The following is a 25161-nucleotide window of genomic DNA, read 5'->3' as shown; positions in this document are numbered from 1 at the left end:
TGAAGCTTGCCAGACATTCAGATTCCATGCAAGCTTGCCCCATGAAAGTTATTCATGTCGTCACAACCACGGATGTCGGCGGCGCTCAAATTATGTTGCAAAGATATTTATCTGCTTTGAAAGATGATGCGCAGTCGCATTCCGTGATATCGTTGGTGCCCCCCGGTTCGGTCGCGTCGCAGATCGAGGACTTGGGGGTTGAGGTGACCGATCTTGGGCTACGTCCGGGAAGGATCACTCTTGGTGCGCTGTGGCGTCTGCGGCGCATGCTACGTGACGCGCGCCCGGATGTGGTGCATGGCTGGATGTATCATGGTTGTCTTGCGGCTTGGGCCGGGCTGAAATTGCTGCCCAAGCGCCAGCGAGCCACGCAAGTCTGGGCAGTGCATCATTCGCTTCAAGACATCAAGAACGAGAAACGGTCGACCCAAATGGTTGTCCGAATGATGGCCGCACTGTCGCGGAAAATCGAGTTGATCACCTATTGCTCGGGCGTCTCGCAACAACAGCACGAGGCCATCGGATTCTGCCCCGACCGGGTCGAGCTGATTGCAAATGCCGTCGATACAGAGGTGTTCAAACCCGACCCCGACGCCCGTGCGCGCCTATCCGAAATCGCAGGCATTCCCGAAGGGCGCCTGATCATCGGGAACGTCGCGCGCAATCATCCGATGAAAGATCACGTTGCCATGGTGAAGGCCACGGCGCAGCTGGCCGAGATGGGCCATGACGTGCATGCGGTACTGGTGGGCGAAGGCCACCACGGCAGTTTAGCCGACCAAGCCGCACAGGATCTGGGCATTTCGGACCGGGTCAGCATCATCGAGACGCGCCCCGACATTCACCGCATTGTGCCCGGTTTTGACATCTTCCTGTTGTCCTCGGCCTGGGGCGAAGCCTTTCCCCTTGCGGTATCCGAAGCCATGGCTGCCGAGGTTCCTTGCGTGGTCACGGATGTCGGCGATTGCGCCATGCTTGTGGGTGACACAGGGCGCGTTGTTCCGCCCGCACAGCCAGAAAAACAAGCACTTGCGGTTGCAGAACTCATTGACGAAGGCCCTGTGGCTAGGGCAACCTTGGGGAAACTAGCGCGGGAACGCGTGACAAAGAATTTTTCGACAGCGATCTATGTCGATCGTCATTATGCGGCTTATGACCGCGCACGCTCTGTGAAATTTTAGACGCAGAGACATGATTTTAACGGCGTCCCGCTCCTTGGGGAAAGTTAGGAACTGGACGAATTTGGGTGGCCCGCCGGACGGCGGGAAAAGAAGTTGATAGGGGTTATGTGGCGCGTTTCTGGTGAACGTCGTCATCGTGTTTTCGCCATTCGGAAACAGATCGTGACCCGAATGGAGATTGATTCATGAAGATCGACGCGCAAATCGGTGGCGAGGACAGCGGTTCGAACGATTTTGATCGTATTGGGCTAGATGGATTTTGGCTGATCCTGCGACGGCATCTGCGCCTGATTATCCTGATTGTCGTTGCGGTGATTGCCGCCACATACTTTGTGGTCGACCGGCTTGAGGAACGCTTTACGGCGCGGGCGACGCTGGTTCTGACAGGGCTTGATACGCGCGTGCGCCAAGCAGACACGCAGCTGGAAAGCTTCGAACTGTCGCGCGCGGTCATCGAAACCGAAATGGACGTCCTGAAATCACGTGCCTTTGCCGATCAGTTGGCAGTGTATCTTGGCCTTTATGACAATCCGAAATTCGTGTCTCTGACCTCGGACGGGCAGCCTGTCGACCCGGCGTTGCATCAAGAGCAGGTGCTCGACAAGATCCAAGGGGCTTATGGCGTCTTCCGCTCGGGCGAAAGCTTGGCCATCGACATTATTTCTACGGCAAATTCAGCACGCCTTGCCGCCGATATCGCCAACGCCATCCCTGCAGTTTACATCGAAAACAGTCTGGCCGACCAACGTGCCAGCGTCTCAAGCTCGATCGTCTTCCTGCGCGAACGCGTCGAAACCTTGGGAGAAGAACTGACGCTGGCCGAAGTCGAGCTGGCCAACTTCATTCGAGAGAACAAGTTGGATGACGACCAGCTTCCAGACCGGCTGCGATCGCAAGTGCAGTATCTCACGACATTCCTGAAGACCGCGGATGCAAGTCAAGACGCCGAGCGGCTTCAAAGTGAGCTTACGAAGGTCGAGATCGAGCTTCAAGAACGCACCCGCGCCGAGCTTGAACAGATGCGCCGCGAACGTCTGCTGGAAGTGCAGCGCCTGCGCTATCAGACCGCCATCGAAAAACTGAACGAGCTTGAGACCCAGATCAATCTGGTCTCGCAGGGCGCGCGGCAAGTCTCGGTCGCCCGTCCCCCGGTTGCGGCCTCGTGGCCGAATATGAAGGCCTCGCTTGTGGTTGCCGCGGTCGGTGGGCTGGTCTTGGCCTTTGTCGTCGCACTTATTCTGGACCTGATGAACCGACGGCTGTGGAATGAAACGCAGACCATGCGGATTTCCGGCCTGCCGAATGCGGGCTTCCTGCCCCGGATTGGACGCGACGCAGGCGCGATGCGCCGCGAAGGCGTCGCCAAATACCTTATCGCCAAGCCCCATACAATGTTCGCACAAGCGGTTCGCGGCGCAACCGGGCTGTGGTTTGACGACAGTAACGAAGGCTGGGTGGTCATGATCACATCCGGCCTGCCCCATGAGGGCAAGTCCACAGTCACTGTGGCACTTGGCGTGTCGGCCGCACTGGATGGGCTGAGCACCTTGATCATCGACATGGACAGTCACCGCGAGGCGGCGTCGAAGTTGCTTGAAGCGAATACCAAGCCTGCAAAACTAGCGGACGTCCTGTCGGGCAAAGTTGTCCCCGGCCCTGTCTCGCTGGGTGGCAAAACCGTCGAGGGCTTGGACTTTCTCTCGGTGGATGCGCGCAGCGGATCCAATCTGAAAGCGCAGCGCCAGCAATTGGCGACCCTCAGAACCGAGCTGCGGGAAAAATATGATCTTGTGATTGTTGATACGCCGCCCGTGCTGGTCGTGGACGACACCGTCCGCATCGGCGTGCTGGCGGATGAAATCTGGCAAGTGGTTCGTTGGGGACGCACGCCAGAAAACGTTCTGGTGGATTCCGTTGAACGGCTGAAACGAGATGGTCTGCCGATCACGGCAACCCTGATCAACGACGTTGATACGCGCAGACATCAAAGATTGGGATATGGTGGTTATGCTCAATACTATAATTACGGTGAGGGATATTATTCGTAATCGCCTCAGGAGGTGCCGGCCGCGATTTGCCCCGACCGCTGCCTCTGTTGCTGCCAGTATGGGACTTATTACAGCAACCGTTCCCGCGCTGGCACAGGACATCGCGTTCCCCGGTGCGCTTGGCTTTGGGGCCAAGGCGTTGGCGTGGAAGGGCGGCGACATCGTAGAGGTGACTTCGCTTGCGGATAGCGGCACGGGCACGTTGCGTGCCTGCGCCAAGAATGACGGGCGGCCGCGGGTCTGTGTTTTCCGGGTCTCGGGCACAATCATGCTCGATAGCCCGATATTCGTTGGTTCAAACATACACATTGCGGGCCAAACCGCGCCGGGAAAGGGGATCCAGCTGCGCAACCGCAACTCGATCCAAACGCCCCTGATCGTGAAAAACTCGCGCGAGGTGGTGATCCGTTTTCTGAAGGTCCGCCCCGGCCCCAGCGTCACACCGTCCGCCAATGTGGATGCGATCACGCTTGAGGACGCCAAGAAGATCTATCTCGGCAATCTCTCGATGCAGTTTGCCACGGACGAGACGTTCAATATCCATGTGTCCGGCGGGAAGGTCGCCAATATCACGCTGGCCGACAGCATTCTGGCGCTTAGCTTGGATCACAGCACCCACCCGAAAGGCCGACATTCGAAAGGGGCGCTGATCTGCTCGCACGAGAAGGAAAACAACATCTGTGGCCGGATCACGATTGCGCGGAACCTTTTTGCACATCACCGTGACCGGATGCCCGACATCAAGGGTACTGATGTGGGGCCAATCGAGGTGTTGAACAACGTATTTTATAACCCCAAAAGCCAATTCGGCGAGTTCTATGACCTCGTGGGCGATGTGACGATCATCTATGGCGGGAATATCGCACTCAGCGGTCCAAGCACGAAGTCCAAGACACCCGAAGCCGTTCAGGTCTTCGAATGGAAACGTACGACGCGCGTGTCGATCATGGCTTTCCGAAACAAAACCGGCGCGGCTGCCGGGTGCAATCCGCGGACCTTCTCTGTTCTGAACCCAACCGCCAAAGCACGACGCATTCCGACGACAAGTGGACCCTTTTCCGCACCAATATACAGAACGAAAGACACGCTTGAGAAAGTCCTGACCCACGTGGGTGACCGGTTGCCGGGCAATGTCCATCTGGATGCTCTGGACAAGCAAGTGATCAATGACACTCTGAAATGCCTGGGCCGCGTGATCGACAACCCGGACCAGGTTGGCGGATGGCCCACGCTTCCCGGCGCCCCACGTATCGTTGATAGTGACCGCGATGGGCTTCCCGATGATTATGAGGCGGCAACGCCCGGCCTGTCCCCCGACCTGCCAAATAATCCGTGGGCGCGCCCGTCGGGAAGCACACTCAGCCATGTGGAAACCTGGCTGGCATTGCTTGCCGGAGACATTAAATGATCCAGCGCCTGCGTCAGATCCTTCCACACGACCAAGTCGCCCAACGCCTTGTACGCAATTTGAAGTGGATATTCTCTTCTCAGGTTGCGATGGCGATTTTGGGGATGATCTCGTTGGCGGTGTCGGCACGGGCACTGGGGGCTGCGGGGTTGGGCGCGCTGGCCTTGATCGAGGCATTTGCCCGGATCAACGCGCGGCTTGTGCATTTTGAACCGTGGCAAGCGGTGATCCAATACGGCAGCATCGCGTTGGAAGAAAAAGACACTGCGCGGTTTGAAAATCTGGTGGGTCTGTCCATCGTGCTTGACGTGATCGGAGGGCTGGCTGCTGCGGCGCTGATCCTCTTCCTGGCCCCTTTGGTCGCTGGATCCATAGGGCTGGATGGCGGTGCTGCGCATCTGTTGTCACTGGGGGCACTTGCGGTGGCACTGTCGCTGAGGGCCACCGGTGTGGCGCTTCTCAGGCTCTATGACCGGTTTGACCTGCTAGCCAAGATCGACGCGGCAACGGCCCTGTTCCGGTTGCTTCTGTCCATCATTGCCTGGCTGGTGGGCGGCTCATTGGTTCATTTCGTGGTCATCTTCGTCCTGTTCAGCCTTGCAGAAGGTTTGATTGCTTTCATCTTCGGACGTCGCGAAATGCGGCAACGCGGACAGAAGCCTCGATTTGGAAGCCTGATCGCCACCTTGGGTCAAAACCGAGGCTTCCTGCGGTTCATGTGGAATTCGAACCTTGCCGTGATCCTGCGCCAGACCACACAGCGGCTGGACGTGGTGATCCTTGGTGCGCTCGTCGCTCCTGTCTTTGTCGGCCACTATCATATCGCCCGCAAATGCGGAGACGCCGCAATCCGCCTTGGCCGCCCGATCAAGCAGGCCGTTTTCCCCGAGTTCAGCCGCCTTGCCGCCAGCGGCGACTACGTGCGCATTCGCAAAACTGCGCTTTGGATCAGCGTCGCCTTTTGCGCAATCCTGTTGGCAGGCGTTATTCCCGCGTTGATCTACATCGTCCCCATCCTGGATGCGGCCTTTGGCGAGGCCTTCGTCGCCGCGGCCCCCGTCGTGTCCATTCAGGCCGTGGCCGTGGCGCTCTTTCTGGCTGGCGTCATTCTCGGGCCTGTCCTTCTCAGCCTCGGTCACGACCGGGAACTGATGCTGATCGGCGCGGCAACGGCGGCACTTTTCTTCGCGTTGATCTATCCTTTCGTTGTCACTTTCGGTGTGAATGGCGCGGCGCTAAGCCACCTGATCAGCAATACGCTTTGGCTTGTGGCTTGCGGTTGGCTGGTCATGCGAACGCTTGAAGCCAAAACCCGCCCTGACACCGCAAGCAAGTCTGAGGTGCGCTCATGATTATGCGCCGGGACCACGCCTCGCCTCTCCCATTGCGGTCATCTGCGCGTCGCAGACGTCAGCCCCGGAGGGATCCCTTTGGGTTGGTCAGCGCGGGCCTTGCGACCCCGACAGGTATATTGATCGCGGCGGCGGTCGTGCTGGCCCCGATGAACCACGTCAAGCTGGACTCGGTCTATGTCACGGCATCGGACATCGTGGCCCTGATGGCTTTTATCCTGATGCTGGCCAACCGCACGCTGAGCATCAAGTTCTTCGGCCCGGCCACCGCCTTCTGGTTCATGTCTTTCTTCGCCTTTATGGGGGGGCTGACCGTCAGCTCCGTCGTCAATGGCAACCCACTGGCCCTGCCCAACACGTTTGCCCAATACGGCTATTCGCTTCTGGTGCTGCCAATGATCCTTGGCGGGCGGTCCTACGCCCAGACCATCGCGCTGGTGAAACTGTTGGTCGCGTCTTACGTCTTCGTCATGGTCTTCGGGGCCTATGTCGTGCATTTCGTCGACAATCCAAACCACATGCTGGTGTCCGGTTCTGGGCGAATGCGTTCGCTGTTCCAGCGCGAAAACGAGGGCGCCGTGCATGGGGCCATTGCGATTGTGCTGGTGCTGGGCCTGTACAAGATGGGCGAGTTCAAACTGCGCACGGTATTTTTGTGCCTGCCGCCGCTGATCTACGGCATCATGCTGACCGGATCGGTGTCAGGCCTTTTGGCAACAATTCTTGGTGTTACGCTGCTGATCACCATCGTTGGCCCGTTTAAGTATCTGCCAATCTCGGCCGCCGCGTTTATTGCCGTTGCGGGGCTCATGGTCCTGTTCGGAGACACCTTCATGCCCGCTGTATTTCAAGAGCGTGTGCTGAACCCGCTACTGGATCGCAACCTGTCGGGGGCCGGGACGTTTTCGGACCGCGCACAGCTGATGCAAGAGGCCTTCGCCGTCATGAAGGACACGATCTTTGTCGGCCTCGGCGTCGAACAATTCCGCGAGATCAGTTCGCATCATGCAGCCGTACACAACACCTATATGCTGGCCTTCGTCGAAGGCGGCTTGATTTCGATGCTGGGGCTGATCGGATTCTTCCTGTCAGGAGCCATCTTGATCTGGGCCGCCATCGCCGAGGGTGCGAACCGACTGGTTTGGGCGATCACGCTCGTGGTTTTGCTGATCTATGCCGCCGCCTTCAACATGTTCCCAACCTTTTTCGCGCGGTTCTGGAATGTCCCATGGATCCTTCTGTTTTCCTTGACCGCTGCCACATTGCGGGACCCTGCCCCGCGCCCCCGCCCGCCCAACCCGCAAATCTCGGTCCTTCGTAACAAAAGAGTACGCCCATGATCCGCATCATTTCCCTTGTTTTTACCATGATCCTGACCACGCTTGCCCTCTCGGATCATGCCCGGGCGGCCGAGTATCAACTGCATGCACAGGACGAACTACGCCTGCGCGTGTTGCGCTGGGACGGGGATCGCAACGCCTTTACCGTGCTTGACGGAGTCTCGGGCGAGTATCGCATTTCGACCGATGGCGTTCTGTCCATGCCCCTGATCGGCAGCATCAGCGCCATCGGCCAGACCGCCCCGGCATTGGCGCGTCAAATCGAGTTCGAAATCGAGCGCAAACTGGGCATTTCGCCTGCCCCACGCGTTGGCATCGAAGTGACCGGCCACCAGCCAATCTTTGTGTTGGGCGAGGTCACGGCACCAGGTGCGTACGCCTTTCGGCCCGGTTTGACGGCGCAACAGGCTTTGGCCCTGTCCAGCGGCTTGATCCGCCTGCATCCGGGCAATGTGGGCGCGTTTGCACAGGACACAATGCGCTTGGGAGGAGAGGTCCGCAGCCTTGAGGCCGAAATTGACGCCCTCCAGGCAGAGCGTGCCCGACTGGTCGCGGATCTGGACGATCTGGATCGCGCGGCGGACGGCACCGCCACCTCTCTCCGCCCGCGCCCGCGTGGCATTGAAGGCGACATCCTGGAAGCCACCCAAAATGCGCGTGCCTCGCAAGCCGATAGGCTGCGCGATTTGCAAGCGGTGCTACGCGAGCAGATCGAGCGTATGACCGCCCAAATCACCCTGCGCTCGGAACAGATCGCACGCACTACGGCCGAACTGGACGATGTGACGTCCCTGAAACAACGCGGATTGACGGTCAATACGCGTGTCAACGCGCTGACCACCGCGCTGAACGATCTGGAAAGCAAGCGACTGCAGTTGGAAATCGCCCGTCTGACGGCCCGCCAACAGCTTAACCGCGCCGAACGCGACACGCTGGCCCTGACAGATGACGCCCGCGCCAGCACCTTGGAACAATTGAACCGGGTTGACCGCGATCTTGCCCGTCTGGACATCCGACTTGCCACATCCGAGGCCTTGCGCGCCCAAGCGGTCGCAAGCGGCTTGGCCGTGCCCGACCCGTTGACCGAAGAGCAGACCGAATATCGCGTCACGCGGGTGGTCGATGGTGCGCCTGTATCGTTGATCATCGCCCCCACCGACCCGCTCATGCCCGGCGACACGATTGAAGTCTCGCGCTCGGCCTCACTATCCACTAATTCTCAGTAGTTCTTTTTTTAGGCTTTTCATGACCAAAATACGCATTTTCTATCCCTTTGTCGGGGGTGCCACGATTGGGGGCAGCCATGTCTCGGCGCTGGGGTTGATCCGCAACCTTGATCCAGAGCGCTACGAACCTGTCATTGCGCTACACCGCGAGGGCGGCGCATTGGGCGCCTATATCTCGGATATGGGTCTGTCTTACGAGGTGCTCGAAACCCCTCGCATCATTGCCCCCAAGCACAGCCGCAGCCCGCAAGATGCCTCGCGGTTTGGATTTCTGCTGCGATCCGTCCCGCAGATGGTACGCTATCTAAAGAAAAACCGGATCGACATCGTACACACCAATGATGGTCGCATGCATGGCTCCTGGAGCCTGCCGGCCAAGCTCGCTGGCTGCAAATTCATCTGGCATCACCGGCAAGGGCCTGACGCCAAGGGGGCGAATATCATCGCCCCTCTGCTGGCAGATCGCATTCTGTCGGTGTCCGAGTTTTCGCGCCCCGAGCGCCCCGTCCGGTCGATTGATGACCGGTTCCAAGTTGTCCGCAGCCCGTTTGATCTGGACCCGGACATTCCGGATCGTGTGGCCTGCCACAAAGCGCTGTGCACCGAACTGGGCGTACCAGATAACAGCGTGCTCTTGGCCTATTTCGGCGTATTGAATGACCGCAAGCGCCCGGTACATTTCGTGGACGCGGTCAAGGCCGTGCGGGATGCGATGCCCAACCGCCCGGTGCATGGGCTGATCTTTGGCCGGGTCGAAACGGAAGGCTCGGGCCTGGATCAGGCCTGCGTCGACCGCGCTGCTGCGCATGGGCTGTCCGCAAACCTGCATTTGATGGGGTTTCGAGATCCCCCTGCCCCTGCGATGGCAGGCGTCGATGCGCTGCTGATCACGGCGCTGGACGAACCATTTGGCCGAACGCTGATCGAGGCGATGCATCTGGGCACCCCCGTCATAGCGACGCGACATGGCGGCAACCCAGAAGCGATCACAGATGGCGAGACCGGGTTTCTTGTGGATCCCTGGGAAGCTCGGGCCTTTGCCGCCCCCATGCGCGATCTGATCGAAGACAGCGGCCTGCGCGCGCGTATCTTGGACGCCGCACAGAAGGACGTTCGTGGACAGTATGGGCTGGACGTCCATATCGCCAAAACCACCGCCGTCTATGATATGCTTGCCGGACAGAGGGATTAAACTATGACCACCACGCCCCGTCCCATCGACTTTCTGATCATCGGCGCTGCCAAATGCGCGACGACATGGGAGCAACACTCCCTTTCGGCCTCGCCCGGTATCTTCATGCCCGCGCCCGAACTGCACTTCTTCTCGCGTGTCTATGACAAGGGCTTTGATTGGTTCAACGCTCAGTTCGACGGCGCTCAGCCCGATGACATCGTAGGCGAGAAATCAAACTCTTATCTGACCCAGCCCGAAGCCGCCGAGCGCATTCATGCCACTTATCCGGACGTGAAAATGATCGTTCAGATGCGCGACCCCGTTCAGCGTGCGTACTCGGATTACTGCATGTTGCTGCGCCGCGGAGAGGTGAACGAGGATATCCGCCGCCACCTTGATCCGCAAAAAGCCGCGACCGAACGGTTTCTGAATGATGGGCTCTATGGTCACCATCTGAAGCGCTTCTATGCCCTGTTCCCGCACAAGCAAATCCTGCTTTTGGCATTTGAAGATGTCGCCACGCATCCGGATCGGCAATTGCAATGGGTCGCGGATCACATCGGCTATACCGGCCAGCTGACCCCGCCAGTGCGCGAGAAGGTAAAGGACAAACATGCCGCGGCAGTTCCGGGACCTTTGCGGCGTGTCCTCGCACCGCTTCGTCCGCTTCTCGACCCGATCCGCACCCGGCCGCCGGTCAGCACATTGCGGAACCTTGTTGCCAAGCCCTTCACCTATCCAGCGCTTCCAGACGATCTGAAACAGGCGATGGAGGAGTTCTATCTGGCCGACAAGTCAGAATTGTCCAAGCTGGCACCCGGCTTTCTGCCGCATTGGACCCACTCACGCGGCACTTCCAAGACCAACGAAAGCGCCCGTTAACCGATTCTATTTAGAACCACTTTTGGTTGCATTGTCAGCGACGTTACGTCCTTTTCCGATCTTTCTTTGCGAGTTCTCCTTTCGTGCAAGAACAAGAGCCATCATAGAACACGCCTAATTGCCATAAATCGCAACACACAACACACTGTAATCATTATATGTTTCAAAAATAGAAACAGTACGTGTCTACAATTTGTTAGAAATAAGGCAAAGATTGCGCTAAGCTGAACTTTGCTGAAACAGGTTACGTTTTGATTTTTTCATCGAAGCTTCCAGGGGTGGGTCTGTTTCTCAATAGCAAAAGAATTTTGTGTCTGTGCTCTCCGCCCCAGTTGTATACCCGCGCGCATTTTTAAGTGCGGATTTTGTTTGCCAGATTTTGGCGCAGTAAAAAGTTTTGGTGAGGGCACGCGAGTAACGAGTGTGATGGGATGTTGAACAATTTTATTTGTTAATCTCTACGGCTGACATTCTCCGGCCGCCTGTGTCGGAAAATGTCAGCCGGTTCAACATCACTGAATGTATGGATTTCTGTCGTGCGCCCCTGGAGCGTCACGAAATTTGAATGATGTTTTTTTATCTCAGAGCCGAAAAGGGTTCTAAAAATGCTTGATGGAATGGGGTTCGGGCCTTCTCGCGAAGGCGATGCGTCCACGCGCACCGGAATACAAGAAGCACTGAAGTACTGGCTTGCTCAGAAGAAGATCGAGCTATGTGCAAATCACAAGCTAGTTGTCGGAGACATGATTGCTTCGGCCGCAGCGGTGTTTGCCGCAATCAGCCTGTCGCAAGGTGGATCGGTCACTTCGGAACTGTTTGCCGTGATGACGCCGATGATGCTTTTAGCAGGCATCGTCAATCTGGTCGTTTTTACCGTGATGGGCTTTTACACACGTCATTCGCGATCAACCTCTTTGAACGATGTGATGGTGATCTCGCGCGGAGCAATTATGGCGATTTGCGTTCAGATTCTGATCGCGGCACAAATCGCAGCCTTGGAACCGATCACCTTCTCGATCTTTATCATTCAGTTTCTGGCGACGATACCGTTCACCGGCGCGCTGCGCATTGTTGCACGCCACCGCGAGCTGGTCCGTCGTACCAAGCGTGCCGATCGCATCGCGGAAAAGCAAATTCCCGTGGTCCTTGTTGGCACCGGCACGAATTGCGACCTGTTCTTACGCTCGCTCGACCGCAGTGGTTCGACCTATGTTCCGGTTGGGATCATTGACGATGCCACCGGCTCGACCGGGTTGCATTTCCACAGTGCGCGCATTCTTGGCTCTATTCGCGAACCCAAGCGGGCCATCAAGGCGCTGGAGGACTGTGATCTGAAGGCGCAGCAGATACTGCTGACCGAAGATGTGTCCTATTTCGACAACAAAGGAATCTTCGAGCTTCTGTCTTGGGCGACCTCGAACGGCATCAAGATCTCGCGTTTGCCCGGCCTGGCCGATCCCGCGCTGGATCAGGTTGTTGATAACGAGATTAAGCTGCGTGCAATTGAACCTGAAGACATCCTGAACCGTCCGCAGAAAGCTGTGGAGCGGTCGCTGCTGCGCCAGATGATCGAAGGGCGTCGGGTGTTGATCACTGGGGCCGGAGGCTCAATCGGTAGCGAGCTGTCACGCCAGATCGCTTCGTTCGATCCATCACTTCTGGTGCTGTTGGACAATTGCGAATTCAATGCCTACTCGATCGATATGGACCTTGGAAAGAACTATCCCGACGTGAACCGTCAGGTCCATGTGGGCTGTATCCGCGATGCCCAGCGCGTTCAGACCGTATTCCAGCGATATAAGCCCGAACTGGTCTTCAATGCCGCTGCATTGAAGCACGTGCCGATGGTGGAACTGAACCCCTGTGAAGGTGTGCTGACCAACGTTATCGGCACGCGGAACGTGGCGGATGCCGCGCGTGATGTCGGTGCGATTGCCATGGTTCAGATTTCAACCGACAAGGCCGTTAACACCACCAATGTGATGGGCGCGACCAAGCGCGTGGCCGAGTTCTATGCCCAAGCGCAGGACCGTATCACCTATCAGAAGCAAAGCCCGAAATCGACGACGCAGACGCGCTTCTTCTCGGTCCGGTTCGGCAATGTACTGGGGTCGTCCGGGTCGTTGATCCCGCTGTTCCAGAAACAGATTACCGAAGGTGGTCCACTGACCGTCACTGACCGCCGGATGGAGCGCTTCTTCATGACCATCCGCGAAGCTGTTCAGCTGACCGTGGTGGCAGCCGCCAAGGGTCTGGCCCGCAACTCGGGTCTGGGCGAGATCTTCGTTTTGGACATGGGCGAGCCAGTGAAAATCGTTGATCTGGCCGAGCGTATGATCCGCATGGCCGGGCTGGAACCCTACCGTGATATCGACATCGACTTTGTTGGCATCCGTCCGGGCGAAAAGCTGTTTGAAGAGCTGTTCGACAAGGCCGAAGAGCGTCGCGACAGTGGCATCGAATCCGTCGAAAGCGCCCTACCGGACGGCATCCCGATGGCGCATCTTCGCTCTGCGATCGTCGCACTCGAAACCGCCGCACGCGCGGGCGACGAAGCTGCTGTGCGCCGTCAGTTGATCGACCTGTGTCCTGGATATGGCGAGCACGCGGATGATACCCCGCGCGAGAATGTGCATTGTATCCGCAGCCATCGTCCGTCCTATCCCGCACCTGTCGCTGGCCCGCAGCGTCTGGCCGAGGTTGGCATCGCATCCCGCACAAGCCTGTGGGCGGGTGAGTGACGATAATGCTGGGGGCGCCTCGAACACATATCTCGGCCGCGAATGACGCGCCGAAGAAGGCCGTGGTTCTGGGAAGCCTTGGCTGGTCGTTGGTAAATTTCCGCCTCGACCTGATCCGCAGGTTGGCCGCGAACGGCTACGAGGTTTTGGCCGCCGCCGCTGACATCGATGACGAGACCGCCCAGACCCTGCGCGACAATGGCGTACGTCCCTGCCCTATTTCGATGGACCGCACGGGGACCAACCCGCTACGCGATCTGGGGACACTTTGGGCGCTGGTCCGCTTCTTTCAGAAAGAAAAGCCCGAGCTGGTGATCTCGTACACCATGAAGCCCAACATCTACGGCAGCCTCGCCGCGCAAATCGCGGGCGTCCCGCATCGCTATGCGCTGTTCACGGGGCTGGGCTATAGCTTCATGGAAGAGAACCCGACGGGTCGGCGCAAGCGCGTTCGTGACTTGTCGATCCTATTGCACCGAGTGGCACTGCGCCGCATTCATGGCGCGTTTTGCTACAACTCGGCCGACCGGCGCGACATTCGCCGCTTTCACCTGATCCCGGACCGCGTGCCGCTGCATGACGTGCCCGGATCCGGCGTGGATACGCGGCGTTTTACTGAAACTCCTGTCCCTCAAGGGCGTGTGAAATTTCTGTTCATCGGGCGGCTTTTGCGCAGCAAGGGGCTTTTGACCCTTGGCAAGGCCGCTGAAATTCTTCGTGCCCAAGGGCATGAATGTGACATCGACATTTTGGGACCGGCAGACAGCAATCCTGACGCCATTGACCCAGACCTTTTTGCCGATTGGCAGAAACGCGGGCTGGTCAACTGGTTGGGCGAGACACGTGACGTACGTCCGTATCTGGCCAAGTGCAGCGTGTTTGTCTTGCCGACCGAGCTGCGTGAGGGCGTTCCGCGGTCGATCCTTGAGGCCATGTCCTGTGGACGCGCTGTGATCACCACAGACGCCCCCGGTTGTGGCGAAGCCACCCAAGACGGCGTGTCTGGTATGGTCTTTCCTCAAGGGGACGCGAGCGCCCTTGCGCAGACGATGAAACGCTTCATCGACGATCCCTCCCTTGCGACCGCCATGGGTCACGCCGCACGCGAACATGCCTGCCGGACCTATGATGTGCATCTTGTGAACTCCATCCTGATGCAACACATGGGCGTTGAGCCTCTTGACCGTGACGCGAGACTTCCCAAGGGTCTCGCCTATGCCGAGCTTGCGTCATGATCCGGGCGGTCGCGACCTCCCCTTCGGGCGAAACCTCGCCGCCCGACAACCGCTTCCTGCGGTTCCTTGTGGCGGGCGTGGTGAACACCGCGTTTGGCTATTCGGTCTACGCCGCGTTCGTCTTTTCGGGTGCCCACCCGCAGATCGCGCTGGCGCTGCAATTCGCCATCGGCGTGGTGTTCAATCACATGACCCACGGGCGTTTCGTCTTCGGCACGCGAGGCTATGGCCGTTTCCCGCACTACGTCGCGGCCTATGTGGCCGTCTATCTGTTTAACGCGGTTCTGCTGAAACTGTTGATGAGTTTCGGGGCCGGTGCCTATCTGGCGCAGGCCATCGCCTTGGCCCCAACCGTGCTTTTGTCCTTCAAACTGGTCTCAGTAGCCCTGCGCGGCGGAAAGGATGCGTCATGAGTGTGACCGAGATGTTCAAATCCGACCCGTCAGCTTCGACCGCGAAGACGCTAGACGATCCCATCGCCCGCCGCATGGGCCAGATCGCCCTAGTCATCGGGTTTGCCGTGCTTCTGGCCGCCGTCTATGGCCGCCTCATGGGCTATGGATTACGCCGGGACGAGATGATGTTCGTCCCCCCCGCCCGCCTGATGGGCGAGCTAGAGCTCTATCAGGACATCTTCTATAACCACGTCCCCTATTCCGCATGGTATTTCCGCGGGTTCGACCTGATCTTCGGGGCCGGAGGGCTTCTGTTCTCGGCTCGGATGGGCATCTTTGCCGCGTGGCTGATGTTGGCGGGTGTGACCAGCTGGCTGACCCTGCGCCTGTCCGGATCAACGCGCCTGTCGCTGTTTTCTGCCGTTGCTGTCCTGACCTGTCATCCCTTGATGAACGAACCCGGCATGGCGGCCTCAAACAACCTGTTGCAGCTGCCCTTTGCCCTTGCCGGGCTTGGACTCTTCCTGATCGAGCTGAACGAGCGGCGCCTGCGGACCACGCGCCTGTTCGCCTCGGGCCTGTGCCTGTCCATCGCGGCGGGCATGAAGGTCAGCGCCGTTGCGTTCATTCCGCCTGTCGCGATTGCTGCATTCTTGCTGCCCGCAGCCCTGCCCTTCAAGCTTCGTGTGCGCCGCGTGGCTCTGCCGATCCTGATCGGTGGGCTGGTGGGCGCCCTGCCGCTCTTCATCCAACTCTTGTCTGATCCGCAGCTTTTCCTGGCGCATATCGTCAAGTTCCACACCGGCCCCCACGTCGCCTATTGGGAGGTCAACCGCCTGACCGAACCCGGCCTTGCGCTGGGACTGGGGGCGAAAGCGCAGCTTGCCTATGGGATCTGGCTGGAAGGCGTGCCGCTGATTATCGGCTTCGTCATTCTGTGCTTTGGCTGGATGGCCTTCACGGGATCGGAAGCGCAGCACGGCGCAGACCAGCATGCGCTGGGTCCGGTTCTGGTGACCCTCGGAACCCTTCTGACCACCGCAGCGATGAGCTTCCTACCCACGCCCGGTTTCTCGCAATACTACATTGCACCACTTGTCGTACTGCCCATTTTGGCCGCCCTGATGTTTGCCCGCGTGCCGTGGACAAAACATGACTACACGCGTCCGGTTCTTGCCGCAGCGTCGCTTCTGTGTGTGCTGACCGCCCTGCCGTGGCTGGCCCCGGAACTGCGCACCACTCTGGGTGCCAGCACATCGACGCCGCAGCGTATGAATGCAGGTGGGCGGGCCTTGGCCACCGCAATGGCAGATCAAGGCATCGTCAACGGCAAAGTGGCCACCTTCCTGCCGATCTATCCGCTTGAGGCCGGGCTGGATGTCTATCCGGAACTGGCCACGGGGCAATTTGCCTATCGCATCGCAGAACATACCGACCCTGATTTGGCCAAACATTACGTGATGGCCGGGGCAGACCAGATCACATCCGTCTTCGACCGGGAACCACCGGCCGCCTTCCTGCTGGGTTATGAGACCGCACTGGAAGCACCGCTTTTGAATTACGCAAAGGCGCATGGCTATCGCGAAGTTTCCGTAAACGGCCTGAACAATCGCTATGGCGAGGGCCGCGTTTTTCTTCAACCCGGGGAGATTTCTGAATGATCCCCATCCATCAACCTTTTCAACCAATCAATTTTCTAAACTGCGTTCCTAGGGTGGCACTTATCGGAACGCCTTTCACTCTCGTTCAAACAACTTTCAAAGGGGGGAACGAACTATGCAGACAATCTTGCTAGCCGGTGGCTTGGGCTCGCGTCTGGCCGAGGAAACCGTCACCATCCCAAAACCTATGGTCGAGGTCGGTGGCCGTCCAATTATCACCCGCGTCATGGATATCTACAGCCAATTTGGGCATAATGACTTCATTGTCGCAGCGGGGTATAAATCTCTGTCGCTGAAACAGTATTTTGCGAACTATCACCTGATCGCCAACAACATCACCGTGTCTTTGGACAGCGGCAAGATGGACCTTGTGCCTGCCTCTCCCGGTGGGTGGAACGTGTCCGTCGTGGACACCGGCCCGAAGACCATGACCAGTGGCCGCATTCGCCGCTTGAAAGAATGGCTGAGGCCCGGCCCCTTCATGGTCACCTACTCGGACGGGTTGGGAAACATCGACATCAACGCACTGATCGAGTTCCATAAGTCCCACGGCAAACTGGCGACTGTCACCGCGGTGCAGCCTCCGGCCCGGTTCGGCAATATCGAACTGGCTGGTGACCGGGTGGAAGCCTTCACCGAAAAGGTCCGCCGTCGCGATACCTGGATCAATGGGGGCTTCTTCGTGTTCGAGCCTGAGGTCATGGATTATTTCGTCGATGACATGGAACCGCTTGAACAATCGCCCCTGACCCAGATGGCGCAGGATTGCGAGCTGATGGCGTACAAACATGACGGCTTCTGGCACCCGATGGACACGATCCGGGATCGCAACACGCTGAACGACCTGTGCGAAGAAGAAACTCCGCCCTGGCTGCGGTTCCATGAAGAACTGCCGTCAGACATCACAGCCCTTGCGATTTGAGGGCCAAGATGTCCGGCGCTGTTTCCTCTGATTTTGGCGGCGCATTCAAAGGTCGCCACGTTCTTGTCACCGGTCACACCGGGTTCAAGGGCGGTTGGATCAGCCATTGGCTGATGCAGCTTGGCGCCCGTGTGTCCGGCATTGCGCTTGCGCCCGAGCCCGGGCCGAACCTGTGCGATGCGACCGGGCTGACAGCAGACATGGACAGCCGTTTGATCGACATTCGCGATCGTGACGCCCTGCTGGCACAAGCACGCGACATTGACGCCGATCTGGTGATCCACATGGCCGCGCAACCCTTTGTGCGGCGGTCCTATGTGGAACCGGCGGCAACCATCGCGACCAACGTCTCGGGCACCGCACATGTCTTGGATCTGGCCCGCGCGATGCCGTCGCTGAAAGCTGCAATCGTCGTAACTAGCGACAAGTGTTACGAGAACAACGAGTGGGGCTGGGGCTATCGCGAGAATGACCCGATGGGCGGCTCGGATCCTTATAGCGCCTCGAAAGGGGCGACAGAACTGATCGCGCAAGCCTATGGGCGTTCGTTTTTCAACGCGCCAGATGGACCGCAATTGGCGACGGTGCGGGCGGGCAATGTGTTTGGCGGCGGCGACTGGGGCGAGGATCGCCTGATCCCCGACATCGTGCGGGCCACGGTGGCAGGGGAGCCCGTGCAGATCCGCAACCCCTCCAGCATCCGTCCGTGGCAGCACGTGCTGGAACCTCTGTCTGGCTATCTGGCTTTGGCCGCGCGGCTCTTGTCCGATGGCGCGCCCTTCGCGGGGCCTTGGAACTTCGGCCCCGACGTCTCGGGCACCGTCAATGTCCGCGACCTAGCAGGCTTGATGCAAGACAGCTGGGGCCGCGACGGGCCGCGGTTCGAATTCGGTCAGGCCGACCCGAACATGCACGAAGCCGGGGTCCTGCGGCTGGACAGCACCAAGGCACAAACGCAATTGGGCTGGCGCCCGCAGCTGGATCTGCCCGCAGCCGTTCGGATGACCGTCGACTGGCATCGCGCCCATCACGCCCAAGAAAACATGAAAGATTTCACCCTGACGCAGATCGCGCAATACGGCGCGCTGATGTCGGGGGCACCACAGAATTCAACATCACTGGCCGCCCAATAGCGACCGGGAAGGAGACCACTATGCGCGTAAATTACGGTCAAACCGTTCATGGTCAGGACGAAATCGACGCTGTCGTCGAAGTACTGAAAACGTCGACTCAGATGGGGCCGCGCGTCCGCAAGATGCAAGAGCGCGTCGCCGCGCTTTTTGCCAAATCCCACGGGATCATGGTGAATTCGGGCTCTTCGGCGAATTATCTGGCGGTCGAGATCTTGGACCTGCCGAAAGGCAGCGAGGTGATCACCCCGGCCCTGACCTTTGCCACGACGGTCGCGCCCTTGGTGCGCCAAGGGCTGGTCCCCGCTTTCGTAGATGTCGCCCCCGGCACCTATAACATCGACGTGGACGCGATTGAGCGGATGATCACACCCAACACCTCGGCCGTGATGATCCCGTCCCTAATTGGCAATCTGCCCGACTGGCAACGCATTCGCGAGATCGCCGACGCCCACAGCCTGAAAGTCATCGAAGACAGCGCCGACACGCTGGGCGCCACGATCGGATCGGACAGCACCGGCAAATTCTCGGACGTGTCGACCACCAGCTTCTATGGCTCGCACGTCATCAACGGCGCGGGCAACGGCGGAATGCTGTGCGTGAATGACGAAGAACTGGGCCGCAGGGCGCTGCTTTTACGCTCGTGGGGGCGCAGCTCGTCCCTATTTGTCGAATCCGAGACCATCGAGAACCGCTTTAACGTGAAGGTCGACGGCATCGACTATGACGCCAAATTCCTGTTCGAGGATCTGGGCTATAACCTTGAACCCTCGGAAGTCAGCGCAGCCTTTGGTCTGGTTCAACTCGATAAGCTGGACCACAACATCAGCGAACGCGAAAAGAATTTCGACGCCCATATGGCCTTTTTCAAAGCCTATGAAGACTGGTTCATCTTGCCCGAGCAGCTGCCGAACAGCCGCACCGGTTGGCTGTCTTTCCCGCTGACCCTGCGCGAGGGCGCGCCCTTCACGCGGCGCGATCTGCAAATCCATCTGGAAACCGCCGACATTCAAACCCGCCCGGTCTTTACCGGCAACATCCTGCGCCAGCCCGCCATGCAGAATGTCACCTGCAAGACCGACCCGGCGGGCTATCCGGTGGCGGATGAGGTAATGAAAGGCGGGGTTCTGCTGGCCCTGCACCACGGCCTGACACCCGCCCACATGGACTATATGCATGAGGTCTTCACCGGTTTCGCGCGTCAGCATCAGGGGATTGCCGCCCAATGACCAACCTGCGCGCCCCTCATAAGTTGCCGGATTGGCTGCCCTACGAGGGCGGCCACAATACCGGCATTCATGGGCTGAGGGGCCTGGCGTCGGCAATGGTGCTGTTTGCCCATATCATCGGCGGCACGGCGGAACATGTCTATGCGGACAACGCCGCCTATCTGGCCATGTCCGAGCCGCTGTGGAACTTCGGCACCTTCTTTGTCTACCTGTTCTTCGCCATATCGGGCTTTGTCATCCTGCCCAGCGCCTTCCGCTATGAACCGCGCGATTTCGCGACCCGCCGTATGCTGCGGATCTATCCGCTGTTTCTGGTCTTCTCGTTGATCTTCATCGCAGGCAACGCGGTCACGAACCTGCAGCCCAAGCTGAATGATCTGCCAACCATCCTTTATGCGCTGAGTTTCACCAACCTGCTGGCCGGGACAGAACAGCTGACCCCGAACGCGTGGAGCCTGACCTACGAGATGATGTTCTATTTTCTGGCCGGGCTGGGCGCCTTTGCGATCACCCAAAGGCTCCGCGGACTTCAGTTGATCATGGCGCTGGCCTCGGTCGCGTTCTTGGTGCTGTTCCCGAAATCCATCTATTTCGTCGCGGGCATCCTTGTCTTCGTGCTCCACGGCCGACGCGTCGTCGAGAAGCTTCCGGCGCGTGCGCTGCTCGAGGTCATCACCGCCCTGTCGCTGGGCTATGCCGCGTCTCGCGCGCATTTCGATTTCCGTGCAGGCGAATTGCGCGAACCGATCACCCTGATCTGCATGGCCCTGACCTTCCTCTATTTTCTTTTCGCGGTCGAAAAAGACAGCGTCACCGCGCGGCTTCTGTCCGCCCGCTGGGCGCAGTATCTGGGCACGATCAGCTACAGCCTGTATCTGGTGCACCCCTATATTTACATGCCCATGCGGCTAGTGTTTCACAAGCTCGGCCTGTTCTCGGACAACGTTTGGGCCAGTGTCCTGCTGTTCGGCGTGGTCACCTTCATCGTCGCCATTGCCACTTCGCATGTGTCCTATCTGCTGTTTGAAAAGCTGCCCGTCACGCTTTTTCGCAACCGACGCAGTCGCGACAAGGCCCTTCAGAAGGATCTAAGTGTATGAGCCGTCGTATCCTGATATCCGGTGGTACGGGCTTCATCGGCTCGCATCTTGCACGCGCGTTGGTCGAAGCCGGAGACGAAGTTGCCGTGCTGTCCCGCCCGGGGTCGTCCACCGCCCGCCTTCAGGACATCGCCGCGCGCATCGGCATCTATTGGATTGATCCGCTGGATTTGGACGGCGTTACACGGCAGATGGCGCAGATTGCGCCCGATGTGATCTATCACCTCAGTGCACAAACCCGTTTCCTGTCCTCGGACCCGCTGCGCGATCTGGAAACTGCGCACGAGGCAAACGTCGCGCCGCTTCTGACCATGATCCGGGCTGCCGATGCACTGCAGATCCCGCCCAAAGCCTTCATCCGTGCAGGGACCATCGCCGAGTACGGTCGCGCCGCAGCGCCGCAAGATGAAAACGCGCATACACTGCCAACCAACGCCTATGCGGCGTCCATGTTGTCGGGCACCCATTACCTGAATGCTGCGCGCCCACACCTTCCATTCCAAGCCACGACCGCGCGGTTGGCGCTGACCTATGGACCGGATCAGGCTGGCGATTTCATCGTCCCCTCCCTGATCGAAGCCTGTCTGGCGGGCGAGCCTTTTGATGTCAAACGGCCCGAGGATCGTCGCGATCTGGTGCATGTGTCCGACATCGTCACCGCCCTGATTGGCCTTGGCCGCGTCGATGGCCCGCTTCCCGACGTGATGAACTTGGGATCTGCAACGGCACCCAGCATGCGCGAGGTGGCTGAACTGGTGCTGGCGCTGACCGGCGCACCGCGCGACCTTGTAACCTTGCATTCGCATCACCCAGACGCGGGCCACGAGCTTTGCCTGATCTCGGACCGGGTGCATGATCTAATCGGCTGGCGGCCCAGCCTTGATTTGCGCGCGGGCCTGTCGCGCGTGATCAACGCGATGGAGGAGCTGGACCCGCTGGCCCCCTTTGGACGGAGGAGCGCATGACCACGTTAATTTCAGTCCTAATCCCCGCCCTGAATGAAGAGGCCAATGTCCGCCGTGCCTATGACCGCGTTCTGGCCGTGTTTGACGAGCTCGACGACTATGAGCCCGAGATCATTTTCACCGACAACCACTCGGACGATGACACCTTCCTGATCCTCTCCGAGATTGCACAGAACGACCCGAATGTCCGCGTCATCCGCTTTTCTAAGAACGTGGGCTATCAGGCTTCGGTTCTGACCGGGTACCGTGCGGCGCGCGGGGCTTGTGCCATTCAGCTGGATTGCGACCTGCAAGACCCGCCCGAGCTGATCCCGCATATGCTGGACCTTTGGAAACAGGGGCATCAAGTGGTCTATGGTGTGCGCCGCAGCTTGCCGGACGGGCGCATTACCGCCTTCGCACGCCGGTTCTTTTATGCGTTGATCGACCGGATCAGCGAAGATAACCTGCCCCGCAACGCGGGCGAGTTTCGCCTGACCGACCGCCGCATTCTGGACGAGCTGAAGCGCGTCGACGACCGCTCGCCCTATGTGCGCGGCTTGATCAGCGGTATGGGGTTCAGCCAGATCGGGTTTGATTATGACCGTCAGGCCCGGCTAGAGGGCGAAACAAAGTTCCCCTTCCGCGCCATGCTGTCCCTTGCGATTGACGGGTTGATCAACCATTCGCTTCTGCCACTGCGCTTGGCGTCCTATATCAGCCTCTTCGTCGGGCTGGGGACGTTCCTGTTGATGATGTTCTACATCGTCGCCAAGCTGGTCTTCGGACAGGACTGGCCCGCCGGTTTTGCAACGACCACCGTACTGCTGTTGCTCTCGATGACGTTGAACGCCATGTTCCTTGGCATTCTTGGCGAATACATTGGCCGTATCTTCATCCAGTCGAAGAACCTGCATCGTCCCCTGATCGAGACGCAGTTGAATACGCCCGATGACGAGGGTGGAAGCACCGCGACCCCACCGCAGGATCCCTCGAAATCAACGCTGTCCAATGCCGCGGAGTAACGCGTGAAGATCCTTATCATACAGGGTGGATTTGGTGCAGGCGGCGCCGAGAAGGTCGTCGCCATGATCGCCGCACATCGCGCCCAGTTGGGTGACGAGGTTACTGTCATGGGGTTCGATATGCCGGGTGGCAGGTCCTATTTTCCGTATCCCGAAACCGTGCGGTTGCTGCTGCCGGACGGGGCAAAAGGCAGCAATCCCCTGGCGCGGCTCTGGATGATCAGGCGCGCTATCAGGGCCACGCAACCCGATGTGGTCCTGTCCTTCCTGACCAAGGTGAATGTTCTGTCCCTTGCCGCAGCGATTGGGACTGGCGTGCCCGTCGTCATCTCGGAGCGCAATAATCCACGGGCCCAAAACGCCCACCCGATCTGGCGGCATGCGCAGAACCTTCTGGTGCGTCGTGCAGCCAGCGCCGTCATGCAGACCGCGCGTGCGCGGGCGGATTTGCCCAATTCGGTGCAGGCGACGGCCAAGGTCATTCCCAACCCATGTGCACCCAACCCGGATCACGCGGTACAGGCCAAACCCGACGGCACGCGGTTGGTGGCCGTGGGGCGGTTGGACAAGCAAAAGGGCTTTGATGTTCTGTTAAACGCGATGGCGCAGATCACGGCCGCCCTGCCGGACGCAACGCTGACCATTCACGGCGAAGGGCCCGAGCGCGTAGCCTTGGAAGCGCTCCGCGACAAGCTGAACCTAAAGGATCAAGTCGCGCTTCCCGGCTCCAGCCCGACGCCCGGTGCGTGGTTGTCAGATGCGGATCTTCTGGTCATGCCCTCGCGGTTCGAAGGCTTCCCGAATGTGCTGGCGGAAGCCACGGTGTCGGGCCTTCCTGCGATCTCGACCGATTGTGATTTCGGCCCGCGCGAGATGATCGTCGAAGGCGAAAATGGGCTACTCGTGCCAGTGGATGACGCACCCGCCTTGGCGGACGCCGTGATCCGCGTGATGCAAGATCCAGCGCTTCGCGCGCATATGGCCGGGAACGCCGCGATCAATCGCGACCGCTTGGCGCCCGCGCGCATCCTTGCGGAATGGGATCAGGTGATCGGAAACGCCACCCGCACCTAGGCGTCCAGATCCCGGCGTTTCGGCGCGTGTTCCAACGACAGCTCAGTGAAGTCCGGCACATCCATCAGGACCGAGACGTTGTTGTGGATCAAGCAGCCCTGCCCCACCTCAACGCCGAACAGCACAGACGCGCCCATACCAACTACGCTGCTTGCCCCAATCCGGACGTTGCCCGCCAGAATGGCAGCGGGTGTCAAATGCGCATGGTCGCCCACGACGCAATCATGCGCAACGGTGCTAGACGAGTTCACGATCACATTCGCCCCGATCCGGCAGCGCGGCCCAACCATCGCATTAGGCAGCACATAACTGGCCGCTCCCAGTTTCACATCCGCGCCGAAATGGGCGGTCGGATGCACCAATGGTGGCAAAGTGAAACCAATTGCTTGCAATTTTTCAAACACGGCCTGTCGCGTCTCGGACGAGGTCGCCCCGCCGATCCCGACAAACGCCACCCGCACACCGCTGTCATAAAGCGACTGCAGCGCCTCATCCGTTGCGATCACCTCGACCCCCGAGATGACCTGCGTGCCTTTGGGAAGCTTCCCGTCCACCGCGCCAATCAGATCCCAGCCGCAGGCAACCGCGATCTCGCCAATCGTGGCGCCGTGCCCGCCGCCGCCGACCAGAACGGCCTGCATAGCCGTCACTTGTGGTCCGCCATCCGCGCCTTTGCCTGCAGCGGCCTCGACCTCGGCCACGCCGATGCGTCCTGCTTTTGGTAGAACCGCGTCCAGATCAATCCCCAGCTCTTCCGCGCGCAACCGAGCCTTAGTGGTCACTTTCACCTCGGCGCTGCCACCGTCGGCCCCGCCCGCATCGTCGCCCGCAGCGGCGCTATCGCCGCCGATGTCGATCACCACGATCACGCTGCCACTGGCGATCATTCGCCCTTTCTTGCCGTTGATCTTTGACACCGTCCCCGCATGCGTCGCCTCGATATCAACCGAGGCTTTGGTCGTTTCCGCCGAGATCAGAAGATCGCCCACGTCAACCTGATCGCCCACCGCAACATGCAGTTCGGCCACCAGAACCTCGTCTTCGTTTGCATTCACCCGGGGGGTTATGATGTCGATGTGTGCCATGATCTTTCC

General features: G+C 59.4%; 20 protein-coding genes. 19 read left to right on the top strand and 1 reads right to left on the bottom strand.

Going from position 1 to position 25161, the window contains the following annotated elements:
* Positions 1-41: 41 nt before the first annotated feature.
* From MWU53_RS14080 to MWU53_RS16015, 19 genes are all read left to right on the top strand, one after another.
* Positions 42-1181, top strand: coding sequence for a glycosyltransferase (locus MWU53_RS14080; RefSeq protein ID WP_247094288.1), 1140 nt, complete (start codon positions 42-44; stop codon positions 1179-1181).
* A 185-nt stretch (positions 1182-1366) separates the two neighbouring features.
* Positions 1367-3229 carry an AAA family ATPase gene (locus MWU53_RS14075; RefSeq protein WP_247094287.1) on the top strand — a complete coding sequence of 621 codons (1863 nt, stop codon included), beginning with the start codon at positions 1367-1369 and terminating at the stop codon, positions 3227-3229.
* 58 nt (positions 3230-3287) lie between these two features.
* On the top strand, positions 3288-4637 hold the full coding sequence (locus MWU53_RS14070; RefSeq protein ID WP_247094286.1) for a hypothetical protein: 1350 nt from the start codon (positions 3288-3290) through the stop codon (positions 4635-4637).
* Positions 4634-5989 (top strand): lipopolysaccharide biosynthesis protein, encoded by a 1356-nt coding sequence (locus tag MWU53_RS14065; RefSeq protein ID WP_247094285.1) that lies wholly within the window; start codon positions 4634-4636, stop codon positions 5987-5989. The genes MWU53_RS14070 and MWU53_RS14065 overlap by 4 nt, the downstream gene beginning before the upstream one ends.
* Positions 5990-6072: 83 nt before the next feature.
* Positions 6073-7329 (top strand): O-antigen ligase family protein, encoded by a 1257-nt coding sequence (locus MWU53_RS14060; RefSeq protein ID WP_247094284.1) that lies wholly within the window; start codon positions 6073-6075, stop codon positions 7327-7329.
* Positions 7326-8555: a polysaccharide biosynthesis/export family protein gene (locus tag MWU53_RS14055; RefSeq protein ID WP_247094283.1), complete on the top strand. Its 1230-nt coding sequence runs from the start codon at positions 7326-7328 to the stop codon at positions 8553-8555. Before MWU53_RS14060 ends, MWU53_RS14055 begins: the two co-directional genes overlap by 4 nt.
* Positions 8556-8574: 19 nt before the next feature.
* The gene (locus tag MWU53_RS14050; protein WP_247094282.1) at positions 8575-9747 is read left to right on the top strand and encodes a glycosyltransferase family 4 protein; all 1173 of its coding nucleotides are present in this window, start codon (positions 8575-8577) and stop codon (positions 9745-9747) included.
* A gap of 3 nt (positions 9748-9750) precedes the next feature.
* Positions 9751-10611, top strand: coding sequence for a sulfotransferase (locus MWU53_RS14045; protein WP_247094281.1), 861 nt, complete (start codon positions 9751-9753; stop codon positions 10609-10611).
* Positions 10612-11216: 605 nt separating this feature from the next.
* A complete protein-coding gene (locus tag MWU53_RS14040) occupies positions 11217-13352 on the top strand; it encodes a nucleoside-diphosphate sugar epimerase/dehydratase (RefSeq protein WP_247094280.1) in 2136 nt (711 codons plus the stop codon).
* A 5-nt stretch (positions 13353-13357) separates the two neighbouring features.
* Entirely contained in the window at positions 13358-14587 is a 1230-nt protein-coding gene (locus tag MWU53_RS14035; RefSeq protein ID WP_247094324.1) for a glycosyltransferase family 4 protein, read from the top strand.
* Complete coding sequence (locus MWU53_RS14030) at positions 14584-15000, top strand: GtrA family protein (protein WP_247094279.1); 417 nt, start codon at positions 14584-14586, stop codon at positions 14998-15000. The genes MWU53_RS14035 and MWU53_RS14030 overlap by 4 nt, the downstream gene beginning before the upstream one ends.
* Complete coding sequence (locus MWU53_RS14025; RefSeq protein WP_247094278.1) at positions 14997-16643, top strand: hypothetical protein; 1647 nt, start codon at positions 14997-14999, stop codon at positions 16641-16643. Before MWU53_RS14030 ends, MWU53_RS14025 begins: the two co-directional genes overlap by 4 nt.
* A 115-nt stretch (positions 16644-16758) precedes the next feature.
* Positions 16759-17565 (top strand): glucose-1-phosphate cytidylyltransferase, encoded by an 807-nt coding sequence (rfbF, locus tag MWU53_RS14020; protein WP_247094277.1) that lies wholly within the window; start codon positions 16759-16761, stop codon positions 17563-17565.
* Positions 17566-17573: 8 nt separating this feature from the next.
* Positions 17574-18698, top strand: a complete 1125-nt coding sequence (gene rfbG / locus MWU53_RS14015; RefSeq protein ID WP_247094276.1) for a CDP-glucose 4,6-dehydratase — start codon at positions 17574-17576, stop codon at positions 18696-18698.
* A gap of 20 nt (positions 18699-18718) precedes the next feature.
* Positions 18719-19924, top strand: a complete 1206-nt coding sequence (locus tag MWU53_RS14010) for a DegT/DnrJ/EryC1/StrS family aminotransferase (protein WP_247094275.1) — start codon at positions 18719-18721, stop codon at positions 19922-19924.
* Complete coding sequence (locus MWU53_RS14005) at positions 19921-21024, top strand: acyltransferase (RefSeq protein WP_247094274.1); 1104 nt, start codon at positions 19921-19923, stop codon at positions 21022-21024. Before MWU53_RS14010 ends, MWU53_RS14005 begins: the two co-directional genes overlap by 4 nt.
* A complete protein-coding gene (locus MWU53_RS14000; RefSeq protein ID WP_247094273.1) occupies positions 21021-21989 on the top strand; it encodes an NAD(P)-dependent oxidoreductase in 969 nt (322 codons plus the stop codon). The genes MWU53_RS14005 and MWU53_RS14000 overlap by 4 nt, the downstream gene beginning before the upstream one ends.
* Positions 21986-22993, top strand: a complete 1008-nt coding sequence (locus tag MWU53_RS13995) for a glycosyltransferase family 2 protein (protein WP_247094272.1) — start codon at positions 21986-21988, stop codon at positions 22991-22993. Before MWU53_RS14000 ends, MWU53_RS13995 begins: the two co-directional genes overlap by 4 nt.
* Before the next feature lie 3 nt (positions 22994-22996).
* Entirely contained in the window at positions 22997-24067 is a 1071-nt protein-coding gene (locus MWU53_RS16015; protein WP_247094271.1) for a glycosyltransferase family 4 protein, read from the top strand.
* On the opposite strand, the gene MWU53_RS13985 is transcribed toward MWU53_RS16015, so the two are convergent.
* On the bottom strand, positions 24064-25152 hold the full coding sequence (locus MWU53_RS13985) for a biotin/lipoyl-containing protein (RefSeq protein WP_247094270.1): 1089 nt from the start codon (positions 25150-25152) through the stop codon (positions 24064-24066). The genes MWU53_RS16015 and MWU53_RS13985 overlap by 4 nt on opposite strands.
* Positions 25153-25161: the final 9 nt, after the last annotated feature.

Origin of the sequence: Aliiroseovarius sp. S1123, from assembly GCF_023015885.1 — a bacterium.
In the GTDB taxonomy this organism is placed as follows: domain Bacteria; phylum Pseudomonadota; class Alphaproteobacteria; order Rhodobacterales; family Rhodobacteraceae; genus Aliiroseovarius.
This window is presented reverse-complemented; position numbering and strand designations above follow the sequence as displayed.